Source organism: Methanophagales archaeon, assembly GCA_021159465.1.
Taxonomy (GTDB): Archaea; Halobacteriota; Syntropharchaeia; order Alkanophagales; family Methanospirareceae; genus G60ANME1.
This window is the reverse complement of record JAGGRR010000150.1, coordinates 1-13,948: the sequence shown is the minus strand read 5'-3', so window position 1 is coordinate 13,948 and position 13,948 is coordinate 1. Positions and strand designations below refer to the sequence as shown.

The window sequence follows — 13,948 nt, the reverse complement described above, 5'->3', positions numbered from 1 at the left end:
AAAGGAGCGATTGAGCGCGGTTGAATCCGAAATAGGTAAAGTCAGAACATGAAGATGGCAGAAAGGCGATGCTGGAACAGTTAGTTGAAGAGCGGAAAATAACGACCGCCAACTGTCTCGTTCTTGGGATAATGAGGCTGCATCGGGAAATAGCAGCATTGTAATTGCTCAATATCATAGAATCACAAGACAGTACATACATGAGCTATGAGCTCGTTGTTTACCTCTATTACGCTTACGCTTGCAGGGTTACCGAGAACAAAATAAAGAAGATATTGGAAGAACCGGGGATCATCATTTCCGCAGGTGGAATCTCCAATATTCTGACGCAGGAGAAGCGAAGACGGAAAAACCGCATGGGAGAGCATGATGTCATGTCTATACTCTATACTTGTAAAGAAGCAGATGGTCGGTTTCTTTGGTTATATCAGGGATACATTTTCAGGAAAACGTGCCATGACAAGATTTGCACAGCTCATTTCACGTAATCATCTTTAATATCCACCTTTTATTGTGCAGATACGTTTCCAGCATAAAAGAAGTTTTTGCAAAGCAAAAATTTGGGTGAATGTCAAATGTACGAACTCTTTTAAGGTGTGTTATATGAAGTGCCCACATATTTTCCTATCACTCCTATCAATATCCATGAAATATGATGATGAACTTCGCCATTGGCGTGTGGTTCGTAATATTCATGCTCGTATAGCTCCTTGATATTTAGGAAGGCAAAATCCTCAATCAGTTCTTCTCTGGTGCAGAAATGAATATACACTTTTTCCTGAAATGAATTGGATTCATCGAAAACAGGAATGCCCTTTCTGTAATGTTCGGGGTCTCTTACTGAAAGTGTGCTCAAGAACAGTAATCCGTTTGGTGCTAACGTTCTCATAATTGTTTTTCTAAGCTCTTGCCTTTCATCCTTTTTTAGTAGTTGATACAAGTTTGAGATAAATACAAGGTCATATTTGCCATCCCTCAGCTCTGTGAAATTGCAACACTCAAATTTCACATCGTCCCCTTTTTGTGTTTTTAATGCTGTATCTGTATCTAAGGCAATTTCTATAGCTTTTCTGGAAATGTCTATCCCTAAAATCCTACATCTAAAATTGTCTAAAAAGTAGAATACATCACGACCATACCCACAGCCAATGTCCAATATGCTAAACATCCCCTTGTTTAATTCGCATTTCTCTAAGTATCTAACTGCAGCAATGGCTAACTCACTTGGTCTTCCTCCCCAAATACGTTCATTGCTTTTATACCCATCATCCCAAAACGTTTTCAGTCCCTCCTATTTTTGTGCGCATTTCATATAATCATGATACAGGCAGAGACAAAAATCTTAGGGTGTAAAATTCACCACCCTTTTTGCTTTTTGCTTTTTGCCTTCCGCCTCTGTAAATTTCCCGAGGAAGTATTCATAGATTCTGCTAAATATATCCTTTCCTCTGTGCTCCAATCCAAACCGAATGGATGAAAAGAGATTGATAAGGTAAGCCAGAAGATCGTAATGGTCAAGGTTTATTTTCGTGTATATCTTTGGAATCACATCCTTAAGTTGGTTTGGATGTTCATTCTCAAGAGCTCCGATGTTTTGTCCAGTATCTCCCCTATATTTTGCTGATTCGCATTTTTTATGTAATCCCAACTCGTCTTCTCTGGGACATATAAAGCCCCATTAGCGAGGTAGATGTCCCTATCCTCAGCAACCTGCATCTTAAATTCTTCCGGGTATCTCTTTACTTCTCTATTACAATATCTCGTTCCTCTTTTCCTCAAATGCGTCATTGTCATTGCTGTCTTGACGAACTGTCAACCCTACCTGCTTGGATGAATGATGACACTCTCACCTTCACCTCCACCACCTCCTTTTGTTGCGCACATACGAATCAGTGGTTTGGATATATGCCTTCTGGCGACTGGGGGCACTTCATATAGCCCCTCCTCTATCGCCCTATTTATGGTCACCACCTCTTTTGCTTCTCGTTTCGTATTACAATGTTTACATCGATAACCCTGCTCTCGTCCCGCGGATTCCATGCTCCTGCCACACTGCTCGCATCTGGGATTTCGCAATTCTTCCTTATTCAAACTCTTTATCTCTATCTTCTCAAGGTTCAATGTCCCGCGTTTGAAAGACCCAAATACTCTGACCTCATCACCATGCCGCAACTTTCTTATAATATTACGAAAGCCTTTCGTCGGCTCATAGGCTATACAATCGACCCTGGTGGATAGAGTGGGTAAAGAGAGCTTGAATAGCACATGTCCACCCACAAGCGTACATGGATTGGACTCAACAACGCCATCAAGTATATATGAGTGGTAATCAAGCAGCTTCTGTCCCGTGCCATGCGTAATCAGGTGGAAGTCTGTACCTTGATTCGTGATGAACAGCATTATCCGCTCCACAGGTTCTGAGTCTATGATTTTATAAGCTTTGTAGATTGCATCCACGCTGTCACCCCTTATACCAAAGAGAACCGGACATGGGGAATGCGGTGCGAAGACGATTCGCCTGTTCGCTACATCCACAGTATCCCACGTGAGCGGGTAAGTAGCCGCATCTGCTTCCCATACACTATGCTCATCTATCCTTCTCGGGGCACCCCATCTATCCTTCTCCCTATATGCCATCAGCTCGTAAGTGAAATCGTAACGATGATAACGCTGGAGCATAACAAAGGCTGCGGCAGCTAAAGCGCCTATTATCCCACGCTTGTTCTTCAAGCCAAAGTAATCGAACCCGGATTCGGCGATTATTGCCAAAGCATCCTTCTGTGTCAATACAGTCCGGACTGCTCTTTCGTAATAACTCTTTAACTGGCTGACCCTCAAATTGGACATGGACTCGTCCTCAATGAAGACAACACCAGGATTCGTATTCGCATCGTCCAGCTCAGAGAACTTGCTTACTGTTGATCTCACCAGCTCCTTCACATCCTCTAATCTCGTTCTCGCGGTCGTGGTTGTGATCTCAAAAGCTACTGCGCCATTGCCCCGCGTTTTATAGGGTATGCTGGGATTCAATCGTACCAGCCTGGGAGTGGAGACGGAGACTTCGCCATGATTATAATTACGATTACGAAGTGCATCCACCAGATATGCGCATAGATACGTCGTGCACATCCCCTTCCTTGAATCTGTATCATCTATTCCCACAATCATGAAATCTCGGCTAATATCGCCTCCTCAGCCCTTCTTCATCTGCGTATCGCGCTATCAAATGGCTTATCTCTTTACTATACCATCCCCTCTTTATAAAAGATGGATAGATCGGCAGACGCTCACGCAATACAAAAGGCGCTATTGCTTCTCTTAGTTCCGCTTCACCGGGCCACGGTGATTCAGGATTTATATAATCTATGGTATGCTCAGAGATCCCGCCTAAATCAGAAGCGCCGAGTTCTATCAGTTCCTTGGGCGACGTGAGATTTGGTGGTATCTGAATGGCGATCTCAGCAGGCAATATCGCACGTGCTGCACTGATAACCTCTTTCAGCTCCTCAAGACCCGGTGGTCTTACATCCCACATCGGCGTGAATGGCTTGGGCACGAACGGCTGAATAATAACCTCCTGGATATGCCTATACTCATCGTATAGTGATTTCAGCGCCTCTAATGCCTGAATACGATCTTCTGGCTTCTCTCCTATACCTATCAATAACCCCGTAGTAAAAGGAATTTTAAGCTCGCCTGCACGCGCTATCATCTCCAATCTAACTTCCGGCACTTTACCTGGTGAGTTTTTATGCGCTTCAAGCTCCGCTGTCGTCTCCAGCATCAAGCCCATTGAGGCATTCACAGCACGCAACTCCAGCAGCTCTTCACTACTCATGATACCGAGGTTACAATGTGGTAGCAGTCCATGCTCTATTGCCAATTTACATAGCTCCTTTGTATATTCCACGAGAGAAGAGCATGAACAGCAGCCCGTGGTGCTGCGCAGCCAATCTTTGAAATGCGGATTTGCAAGCTCAGGTTTCTCACCCGCAGTAAATAGGGCTTCCGTTGCAGAACCTCTCGCACGTTTTATAAGTGCTAAAAACCGTTCTACCGAGATCAAATATGCGTCTTTCATGCTACGTGCCCGGAAGACGCAATATGCACATGCATTCCTGCATACGTTCGTCACAGGTATGAAGACATTCTTTGAGAAGGTTACATATTTATATTTTGGCTTCATCTCACCTGCCACCTCCACCTGGTTTACCTTTTCCTTTTCCTTTGCCTTTACCTTTGCCTCTTCGCTCTTCTACTGTAACCCAGAAGAGATTATTTCTATAGCTCACCCTCTTTATTCTACCACTTTCATACAATCTCGCCAGGCAGTCCTCTATATTACTCTGCTTCAATCGCTTTAATGTCGCTATAACCTGCTCCTCCCTCATTGGATGCCGTCTTAATATTGCCATAATAGCTTCTTCTGGTCTTGTAAATCCCCTGGTAGAGAATTCACCAGTCTCTTCTGTGGTGATTTCCACGGTGTTGACCTCGCTGAGAATCGCGTCTGCCAATGCGATGGCTTCTTTGTCTGGTGGCACCGCCCACGGCTCCGCTGGTGGTCTTATCGGAACGTTTAGATATGTTCTATCGGGTTCTATACGCTCAAGTATGCTCTTTATCGCTTCTAACTCCTCCCCTGTGTCGTTTAGCCCCTTCACCAGCATGACCTCCATCCATATCTCACCGCTGTATTCACGTCTGAACTTCTCCATACCCCTGACAACGACTTCAAAATCAAGCTCGCGATGTGGTCTGTTTATCTTCCTGAACGTCCCGGCAGTACCTGCATCAAGCGATGGCATTACAATATCCGCTTCTGAAATGTCCGCTCTTACATCCGCCAGGTAAAGGAGTGACCCATTTGTATCAACAGCGATAGGTATGTCGGTTATTTCCTTCGTCTTACGAATTAACCACCCAATGCTCCTGCATAAAGTCGGTTCGCCCTCACCAACAAAGGTCACGAAATCTATCCAATGCTCATTAACTTCAATTGCCTGCTCAATCTCCTTCAGTATCGCCTGTGGTGGGAAGAAGTCCTTACGCTCGATGGTCATGTGTGTTGTCCTCCCAAGCTGGCAGTATACACACGAATAGTCACAGGTCTTGAAAGGTATAGGTCCAACGCCCAGGGAGCGTCCAAGACGTCTTGATGGCACGGGGCCATAGACCACCTTATAGCCACTCATTTCTCTTCCTCGTAAAAGAAGTCGCTGCATAGAGGGTCCTCAGCGAGGTAATCGCCGGTATCGAGATATGCCCGCACGCGACACCCACCACAGATATCGCGATGCTTACAGCGGGCGCATCTGCCTTTCACTTCTCTATTCCTGAGCGAAGTAAATACCCTGGAATTGATTATCTCACGAAGCCCCTGCTCCCTTATGTTGCCCGCTTTCACATCCAGTAGCGGACATGGTACAACATCGCCATTCGGCTTGATAGAGAGCATACCCGTTGCAGCACGACAGCCTGGTAGCTCGGAGAAGAAGAAATCGGGCACAAAAAGCCCTTCTTCCGCCTTACGCCTCAATATCACCCAGTACTGTGATGCCTGTGTTGTACATATCTCAATTCTATCTCCTATTCTGCTCTGTTCCTCATATAACAGCATCAGATTCTTTGCATACTCAACGCTGCTGAGTTCGCTTGCAGGCATCCTCTCTTTTCCCCTGCCCAGTGCGATATAGTGGAAGAACCTGCACTGCCTGGCACCCAGTTCCAGTGCTGTATTGATTATTGCTGTGGTCTCTTCTTCGTTCTGTTTCATTATACAGGGGTCAATCACGAGGCTCATACCTGCTTCCCTACACGCTTGCGCAGCCTTCACCGCTTTATCGTATACGCCTGCACCTCTGATCATATCATGTGTCTTCGATGTACCATCAATAGGGATAATAACCTCATCAACACCTGCTTTTTTCAACCGATATGCTATCTGCTCGTTGAGCATTGTGCCATTAGAAGCGAGTGTGAGGTGCAAGCCCCGCTCCTTCGCATACGATATGATTGTGAAGATGTCATCCCGCATCAGGGGCTCACCACCGCCAAGGGTGAGATTTACCTTCGCTCCCAGGACACGTGCGATCTCATCTATGAGCGCAAAAGCTTCCTCTGTACTGAGTTCTTCGTCCAGAGGCGTGCCGGCACCGTAATAGCAATGCATGCATCGGAGATTACAAGCTCGCGTAACGTTCCAGTTAATGCTATACACTTCTCACTCTATTATTTATTCTGTTTGCTATAAAATAAAGTGAGTGAGATACTCCTGTGGACGTATAGTATGGTATGGCATGAATGCGAGACTACTGCTGCTATTGCTGGCACTTGCTGTTATAACTCTGACAGCATCCTTCTTCTCGCACCTCGCTTCTCTCGCTGCAGCACTAATATTTACCCTATTCCTGCCCGGGTATGTAATCGTAGAGTCCTGCTTCAAATACCTGAATATCCATGAGAAGCTGCTATTATCCCCTTTACTCAGCGTTATGGTCTCCACACAGCTCATATACGCTCTGTCGCTCATTCTTGGCTATACCAGACAGACGATTATCACAGCCTTCTTCCTTATGCTTATGCTTATGCTTATGTTTATACTCATATTCCTTACGCTTCCTATCTTTACCTCATCCGTACACCCACATCCACCGCGACTATCGGAATTGAAAGGAGTGTACCTGAGTCTGGGAATTTCGCTCGTCGCTTTTATTGTGCTGAGCAACACAGTATGGGTCTGGCATCATGGCTACATCATATTGGGCGGCTCCAACTGGCAGGATACACCTATGCACTATGAGATAATCGAGAGTATAAATAATGGCAATTTCCCACCCCAGATGCCATATTACGCAGGTGTCAGGATGTTTTACCATTATTTCGTTGATTTCCACACTGCGATACTGGAGAAAGCTTATGATGCCTTCTTTCCTCGTCTGATTGTGGTCACCAATACCTTCTTCATATTCCTCTTCGCACTCTCTATCTTTGTATTGACATCGTATCTGAAGAACGATGAGGCGGGCATTTATGCCACTCTGATTGGTACACTTGGTGGTGGACTATCCTTTATAGGGGGCTTATACGCACTACTGCAAGGACAATTCGCACTCACTACGAATTATGCATTCGAGTATGGGAAGTTCTTCACCATTCCACCAATCTTTGATAATCTATTACAGCAACGTCCACAGCTCATAGGACTACCAGCCCTTACCACTGCTGCCTATTTCCTTTACAGGGGTATGCAACACACCGGAACTACATACCGACGTGAGATAGCTTTATCGGGCTTGTTAGTGGGGCTTCTCTTTCCTTTTCATATCCTCGCTTGCTTCTCTGCCATGCTTATATTCCTGCTGAATTGCATAAAGAATCGCCGCATTGAAATCCTCTTCCTTGTATTCTCCATACCACCAATCCTACCGCATCTTATCCCCCTGTTGCGTTCCAGTTCAGTTTCAGGTATTGGGCTCAGCATAAAAGCACCATGGATTTATTATTTCCTTACGGGCAATCCTTTGCTATTCTATATTGGTAATCTAGGGGTACCGCTCATCCTCGCACTGCTATATCTTATATTTAAGAGTGAACACCGCTTTTTCCTCTATTCTTGGCTGTTCTCTCTATTCTCTTTACCCAATCTCTTCTCTTTTACACCCAACCCCTGGGACATGTATAAGTTCTTCCACTATGCATGGATACCTGTCGCAGTAACAGCAGGAAGTCTCCTCGCCGATTTGATATTGAGATTGAAATTGAAATTGAAAAGATTTGTAATTCCAATTCTAATTTCAGTTGTACTCATATTCTCACTCTTCAGCTCCGCTCTAATAATAACCTGGAACCTGTCTACGAATTATCCAGCGGCAGATGTGCATGAGTATGAAGCCGGGATGTGGGTAAGAAGAAACACACCACAAAAGTCCGTATTTTTAACCTGGCAATCTATTCATGCACCGGTGAGCATGATAGGAGGGAGATTGAGAGTACTTGGTTATGTGAATTGGGCTTATGGACATGGCTTTGATATCTGGGAACGTGCTCATGATGTAGAACGTGCGTACAGGGACAATATCACAGATACACTGGCGGTAATGAAGAAGTACAATGCGAGCTACCTCTACGTTGGCAGAGAGGAGATGAGGCACACAGACGTAGAGGTGAGAAACTTTGAGCGTTGTAAAGACCTGAAGGAGGTATATAAGGATGAGGACGAAGCAGGTGGGATTTATATCTTTGCACTCAGACACGCACCATCTTCTCGTAGATAGCAAGCGCATCCCTTAGCTCTTCTTCTTTCAACATCCCGTTTGGGGTTGGCACTTCCAAAATGCGGTGTGGTATGCGTAAGTTCTTAATATCAAAGCCCTCTCTGAATTTGAAATTCATTTTGGCTCGATGTATCTCTTTTCCGAGCGCTCTCAAGTCGTCCTCAGTCCATTCCTCCTTCAGTCCTATCCCTAATGCTTTCAGCGCCTTCAGTGTTACATCAGGTGTGTATACTTTCCTGGCAAAGAAGCAAACAACGAGGCTCGATAGTACCTGTCGCCATTCCTCCTCTTTTAATAACTCTCTTACTATCTCCTCTACGCTGGCTTCTTTTCCTATCAGCTTCTGGTCAAGGTCATAGCCCGCGGAATCAAGATGGCTATGCCTCGCACCCACAAGATTGTTCACATAACATGCAATTCCAGTGTGATATTCCGGCATCTCGTTACCGCCAAATGCAAGTGCGTAATCCTGACCACCATACACGCTCGATGCATGCTCAACACCCCTTGCTATTGCGCGATAGAAATCATTTGGCATCTTCACAATCTTCTCTATCGCTTCACAATAGGTCTTAGCATCACCCCAGCGTAGCTCAATACCCTCTGTATCCTCCTTTGTTATTAGCCCACGTGCATACGCCTCCGTTGCCCATGCCAGGCTCACACCTGTACTTATCGCATCCAGACCAAAGCTGTCAACAAGATTATTCAACCGCAGGTAATCCTCCCCATGTTCGATACCAAGCATGAATCCAAGAGAATATATTGTCTCATTATCGTATGGTATGGTCGTGGTCTTGAAATAATAACCGGGTTCATAGAGTTCACGCAGTGATGCCAGATGTATACAGCCGACCGGACAGTGAGCACAGGATACGCGTCGCGAGAGTAACTTTTGTGCGAAGTTCTCACCGGATAATTCCCGTGCTAAACTCTCAGGTGGACGCCCCGATGCCAAATTCTTGTATGGCATACCACCAATTTTAGCCAGGCTGTAAATCTTACCCGGAGTGCCCAGATCATGGTATTTCTCCATTGCATCGGTCTTTACCACCTTATCCTGTATCTCATCGTATATCTCCTTATAGGCTCTTCTGTCCGGTATCTCAACACTCTTGTCCGCCGATACAACAATTGCCTTCAATCGTTTCGAGCCCATTACTGCACCCAGCCCGAGTCGTCCGAAATGACGATAGGTCTCACAGACCGCACAGGCATACCTCACAAGACGCTCCCCTCCCTGTCCAATTCGTATTATGGTCCTCACACCCGCACCGGGCTCCACCTCCCTTAATATCCTGCCCACCGTCACCGATTCCACACCCCAAATAGAAGAAGCATCCTTAAATCGCACTCTATCGCCATGTATCGCCACATATAGAGGGATATCACTTGCTCCTCTAATAACGATTGCGCCGAAACCTGCGAGTTTGATAGCCGCGGCACTACGACCACCGCAGTGGCTTTCCCCTAAATTCAATGTCAGCGGTGACTTGAACATCGCTACGGTCTTAGAAGCAGCGGGATACAAAGCAGATATGCTGCCAACCGCAAATATTATCGGATTGGATGGACTTAAAGGATCCACGCCCCTGGGACACTCCTCCTCCAGAAGCTTTATTGCAACACCAGAGCCACCGATATAAGCATCGAACAAATCGCTTCTATCCTCTATACTTATGTCTTTCCTATTCAGGTCTATATATAAAACCCTATTTATCTCCCTTACTTTCATTCTTATCACCTTAAAATCCGCTTGATAATAGCCATGCTATAGCCATACCCGAGTTATCCAAGTGCCGAGAACACCGCCCTGAACACATCCAGCCAGTAACCGAATAAACCACCGAGGAAAAGACCTATCTCCCTTGCTCCTATATCTCCTGGTATGGGCGCTCTCCCTGATAAGATTGGTAATAGCAGGAACAATGCGATCACTACCAGTACTATTATCGTCCCTATCCTCATTTCTCTTCTATTCCCCCACTCAGAATAAATATTAAGTTCAAGTCATAGCATTATAAAAAGTTATCTGATGTTGATGGTGGAGTGGTTCTTGAAAGTAATTTGGCAATACCAGGGTTGTTAAATACATAAGAAAAGGGATGAAAAGGGATTGGAAAGCTTAAAAGAGGTGAGTAAATGGTGCTTCGGACAACTCCGCGTTCACTATCGCTCGCTTCGGTGCTAACGCACCCGGACAACAAGCGGGTATGCGGTTCGCTTACGCTCTCATGGTAATAAACTCACATCAGTGCCATCACGAGCATAATCATGATCAGCTTTGAGATGATACTGCATGCGAGATTGACGATGCTTATCTTCACACCGAGTCTTCCAAACAGTGATACATACATGGATATGCTATATTTGAGATATATCATGAATATTATTAAAATACTTCCAGTGATTAGGGTAATGATAGCCTGTTTCGCTGTTATCACTCCATTACTCAACAACGCGGCAACAGTGGCGTAACCAGCGGAGAAATGGGCTAAATCGGCTAATAGCACGGTTATACACTCACCTGGCAAGCCCAGAACCCTCAAGACCGGATCGAAGAATAGGCTGATATAATCCATAACCCCGAACTTAAGGAGCACGTCAATAGCAAGGAATGACGCCACCATAATTGGTATTATCTTCTTCAACGCAGTGAATGTCTTTCTCAATGCGTTTATCACTATCTCACGCATCGATGTGTCTCCATTGCCATTCGGAATATTTATACCACCTGCTACCGAATGTTCCGAATGTTGCTTGTAGCGAAATTTAGAATATAGTAGAGCAGTGAAGCTCTGAATGAAGGCAGATAGGAGATTGAGCGCGATATAAATGCCACCGATGAACGGACCCAGGAGCACAAATGCAATTGGTGCCTGAACCCTGAACAGTGATTCCCCTGCCACTATTGGGAATGTAGACATCACCACTGTGACTACCGCCTCGTCATCACTGACTTTACCTGCGTGATAGAATCCAGCGAGCGTGGATTTACCGGCAGTGGGGTTGAAGAACGAAGTGAAGAGCGCAAGTATACTCTCTCTGGACAGGTTAGATGCGCGACATAAGGGCTCAATCAGAGGTAGTAAGCGCTTCATCTGGTTACTCTCCAGCACAATATTAGCAAATATCACGCCGAAGGTAATGAGAATCACCGATTTAGCGAGATAAATACTGATACCGATGTCCATTATTACTCAATTGTTCAAACTCATATATACTCTTTATGAGGGAAAAATAATGTCTTATTCCTGGTTATCCAAAAATCCAAACCTGTTTAGAGCTTTTACAGGCTGGGGGATTAACAAGCGGTGGAGAAAGAGCTATTATTCTGTGAAGAAGCACGATTAAAAGAAAAGCTGGAAAAGTTAGTGGATGAAAAGAATACTGGACAGCAAAGGGGATAAATGAGCTTATAAAGGAGAAATTCGGAGTTGAATAGAAGAAAAACAGGCTATATGTACTGCTTAAGGAGCTGAAGCTGAAGCTGAAGTTATCCAAGCCCTATATTTTGGACGTAAAAAGACCTCAGTATGCCTCATTTATACGAGACAAAACTATTGTGCAACAGCGCTATTAGGCATGAGATATAAATATATGCTTTTGGAGATACTGTCAGTGTAGTATGTTCTAATGATCTCCAGATACTCTTCCACAAGGAAAACACTCAGTCCCGTGAGCCGGGAAATTGTTTGCTTATCCTTAGAAGCCACTAGCCTCACTCGTTCCATATCCTCTATGTATGTCTCCACATTTTTCAGCTCGTGATCGGTCATTCTTGCTATTTCCAACGGATTGTAACCCTTTGCGTATAGTTCTACAATAACTCGTTTATACGTAATTCCACGCCCGATAATCCAGCACATTACCCGCAGTCGGAAGCAGTTTCCCTGTCTCCTTTTGATATTTTCTCACGCGTTTTGAGAGTTTCGCAGAGCTTAACAACATGATGGCGGTCAAATCCGACTGGCTAAGCACTGCACCTTGCTGTTTAGCTTCGTTTATCAACCGAACCATTCTTTTGTCCTTTATCGGCTCGACTTTTCCAGCCTTTGTGAGTATATCAAGGTCTTCTTCGCCCCGGTGTTAGCGCTATTTTTGCCGTACTCCTGCTTATCACTCTCAGATCGTGCAATCCACACCAGTTGTCCTGGTTTCACCCGATCCACAGACGGTGAAAAGCGGTCTACCGTAGCTAAAAAATCATCTACGGGTCGTGTTACTATCCCCAGCTTATAAGAATATCCATATCCATCAATAAGCTTCTTTATGAGCACATTTCGCAGTGTTCTCCCTTGAAGCAGTCCGTATATTTTTTCGGATATTTTCGTTTGACCTGCCCTTTATCAGTCATTGCGCTCCCTCCACCAGCGTTTTTTAACGGTTCATTGACCTTAAACGGGTCAAGAAGCTGGCTGAGTCTATCTTTGTATCCTTCGCTCTCTGCACGCTCAATTAAACCTATGTACTCCTTAATCAGCCTTTCTGATAGTTTTGTTATCTTTCTAATGGTCAAGAGCGGATAAGACACCCTGTGAAGGAATGCAACCACTAAGAAGTCCTCCAGGTATCTGTTCACGCTGGAAGGTGAATGCGCCATCTTCCGGGCGATCTCGGATAGGGTGTAGTTTTTAAGGTAAAGCTCAACAGCTTTTGTTTTATGCGATACGCCCCTTCCTATGTCCTCCACCATCCCGCGTGTAAGCAATGAGACATCCTGTTTCATGAGATAAGCGTCGTCCCTCTTTATCGTGCTCAGGCTTGTACCGAGAAGGATTGCGAGATCCTCCTGGGTCAGAACCCCTCCTTGATCTAAATATATCGCTTCGTCACACAGACGCAGTTTCTTAGCCCTTCTTTCCGCCGCGATGCCGTATTTTTGCCTGATCTCAATGTCATCATCATGCAGGATTGGTAAATTCATGGACACTATCGTATAGCGCTTCTGCTTCCACTTGAGACAGTCCAAAACCGGTATTCAGGTCATTGATAAATAGCTGTCTGTCCGATTTGTTTACCGACCTTTCCAATTCTTCCTGGTTCATGTACATCACCTATTCCTATCATGAACCAGGTGTCATACGACACAAAGGGTAATTTGGGGTTTTATAGCCAATATTTCGTAGAATTATGCAACACAGCAGTAAAACCGAAAAGCTTTTATGCACATGCACTTTTACAATCCATAATTTTCGGGAGACAAATAGAGATAGAATCAGAAATGAAAGCGAAAAACCACCCTTTTAGGAATAGCAGTGACAGAAAATTCTTTGTATTCGCAGTAACAATAATAATAGCGCTATTATTCTCTTGCTTCTGCTTTATGGCGATAGCGAGTGCTCAGGATGATGCACAAACGCCAACGACAGCTCTAACACCTACACCTACACCGCCAACCACGATTTCTTCAGGAGCGGCAATCGCTGCGGCTATCGTGGTATTCATTGCCTTCGGGCTATTAATTGGTATAGGCTTTTTTGCAGACCATAATCTTAACAAGGGTGAGATGCGGAGAGCCATTGCCGGGACGTTTGTTGTGGGATTCACCATGCTAATGATTTTATCGCTTCATTATGGTTTTTATCGAAACGAGATCATTACGGCGTATATCGAGTTCGTAGGCATTGTTGTTGGGTTCTATTTTGGTCAGAGAGCGGCTGAGACGAAAA

15 protein-coding genes are annotated in these 13,948 nt (G+C 44.9%); 2 read left to right on the top strand and 13 right to left on the bottom strand.

Annotated features, from left to right (window positions below; genetic code table 11):
• Positions 1 to 589: 589 nt before the first annotated feature.
• The 6 genes from J7J01_06815 to J7J01_06790 form a co-directional block, all read right to left on the bottom strand.
• Positions 590 to 1,285, bottom strand: coding sequence for a class I SAM-dependent methyltransferase (locus J7J01_06815; GenBank protein MCD6210583.1), 696 nt, complete (start codon positions 1,283 to 1,285; stop codon positions 590 to 592).
• Positions 1,286 to 1,342: 57 nt separating this feature from the next.
• A complete protein-coding gene (locus tag J7J01_06810) occupies positions 1,343 to 1,648 on the bottom strand; it encodes an SAM-dependent DNA methyltransferase (protein ID MCD6210582.1) in 306 nt (101 codons plus the stop codon).
• A 170-nt stretch (positions 1,649 to 1,818) separates the two neighbouring features.
• Entirely contained in the window at positions 1,819 to 3,168 is a 1,350-nt protein-coding gene (locus J7J01_06805) for a DUF1743 domain-containing protein (GenBank protein ID MCD6210581.1), read from the bottom strand.
• A gap of 10 nt (positions 3,169 to 3,178) precedes the next feature.
• The gene (cofG, locus tag J7J01_06800; GenBank protein MCD6210580.1) at positions 3,179 to 4,198 is read right to left on the bottom strand and encodes a 7,8-didemethyl-8-hydroxy-5-deazariboflavin synthase subunit CofG; all 1,020 of its coding nucleotides are present in this window, start codon (positions 4,196 to 4,198) and stop codon (positions 3,179 to 3,181) included.
• A complete protein-coding gene (locus tag J7J01_06795) occupies positions 4,188 to 5,195 on the bottom strand; it encodes a radical SAM protein (protein MCD6210579.1) in 1,008 nt (335 codons plus the stop codon). Before J7J01_06795 ends, cofG begins: the two co-directional genes overlap by 11 nt.
• Positions 5,192 to 6,220: a radical SAM protein gene (locus tag J7J01_06790; GenBank protein ID MCD6210578.1), complete on the bottom strand. Its 1,029-nt coding sequence runs from the start codon at positions 6,218 to 6,220 to the stop codon at positions 5,192 to 5,194. Before J7J01_06790 ends, J7J01_06795 begins: the two co-directional genes overlap by 4 nt.
• A gap of 43 nt (positions 6,221 to 6,263) precedes the next feature.
• Here J7J01_06790 and J7J01_06785 point away from each other — a divergent pair, with 43 nt between their 5' ends.
• On the top strand, positions 6,264 to 8,276 hold the full coding sequence (locus J7J01_06785; GenBank protein MCD6210577.1) for a hypothetical protein: 2,013 nt from the start codon (positions 6,264 to 6,266) through the stop codon (positions 8,274 to 8,276).
• Here J7J01_06785 and J7J01_06780 read toward each other — a convergent pair.
• From J7J01_06780 to J7J01_06750, 7 genes are all read right to left on the bottom strand, one after another.
• Positions 8,248 to 10,011: a hypothetical protein gene (locus tag J7J01_06780; protein MCD6210576.1), complete on the bottom strand. Its 1,764-nt coding sequence runs from the start codon at positions 10,009 to 10,011 to the stop codon at positions 8,248 to 8,250. The two genes, J7J01_06785 and J7J01_06780, sit on opposite strands and share 29 nt — an antisense overlap.
• Before the next feature lie 53 nt (positions 10,012 to 10,064).
• Entirely contained in the window at positions 10,065 to 10,244 is a 180-nt protein-coding gene (locus tag J7J01_06775; GenBank protein ID MCD6210575.1) for a hypothetical protein, read from the bottom strand.
• Positions 10,245 to 10,522: 278 nt separating this feature from the next.
• The gene (locus J7J01_06770; protein MCD6210574.1) at positions 10,523 to 11,470 is read right to left on the bottom strand and encodes a hypothetical protein; all 948 of its coding nucleotides are present in this window, start codon (positions 11,468 to 11,470) and stop codon (positions 10,523 to 10,525) included.
• Between the two features lie 366 nt (positions 11,471 to 11,836).
• On the bottom strand, positions 11,837 to 12,145 hold the full coding sequence (locus J7J01_06765) for a DUF1670 domain-containing protein (protein ID MCD6210573.1): 309 nt from the start codon (positions 12,143 to 12,145) through the stop codon (positions 11,837 to 11,839).
• Positions 12,111 to 12,341, bottom strand: coding sequence for a DUF1670 domain-containing protein (locus J7J01_06760; GenBank protein ID MCD6210572.1), 231 nt, complete (start codon positions 12,339 to 12,341; stop codon positions 12,111 to 12,113). The genes J7J01_06765 and J7J01_06760 overlap by 35 nt, the downstream gene beginning before the upstream one ends.
• 205 nt (positions 12,342 to 12,546) lie before the next feature.
• Positions 12,547 to 13,203 (bottom strand): DUF1670 domain-containing protein, encoded by a 657-nt coding sequence (locus J7J01_06755; protein ID MCD6210571.1) that lies wholly within the window; start codon positions 13,201 to 13,203, stop codon positions 12,547 to 12,549.
• On the bottom strand, positions 13,181 to 13,324 hold the full coding sequence (locus tag J7J01_06750; protein MCD6210570.1) for a hypothetical protein: 144 nt from the start codon (positions 13,322 to 13,324) through the stop codon (positions 13,181 to 13,183). The genes J7J01_06755 and J7J01_06750 overlap by 23 nt, the downstream gene beginning before the upstream one ends.
• A 176-nt stretch (positions 13,325 to 13,500) precedes the next feature.
• On the opposite strand from J7J01_06750, the gene J7J01_06745 reads away from it, so the two are divergent.
• Positions 13,501 to 13,948: hypothetical protein (locus J7J01_06745; GenBank protein MCD6210569.1), on the top strand; the 448-nt coding region annotated here is incomplete at its 3' end.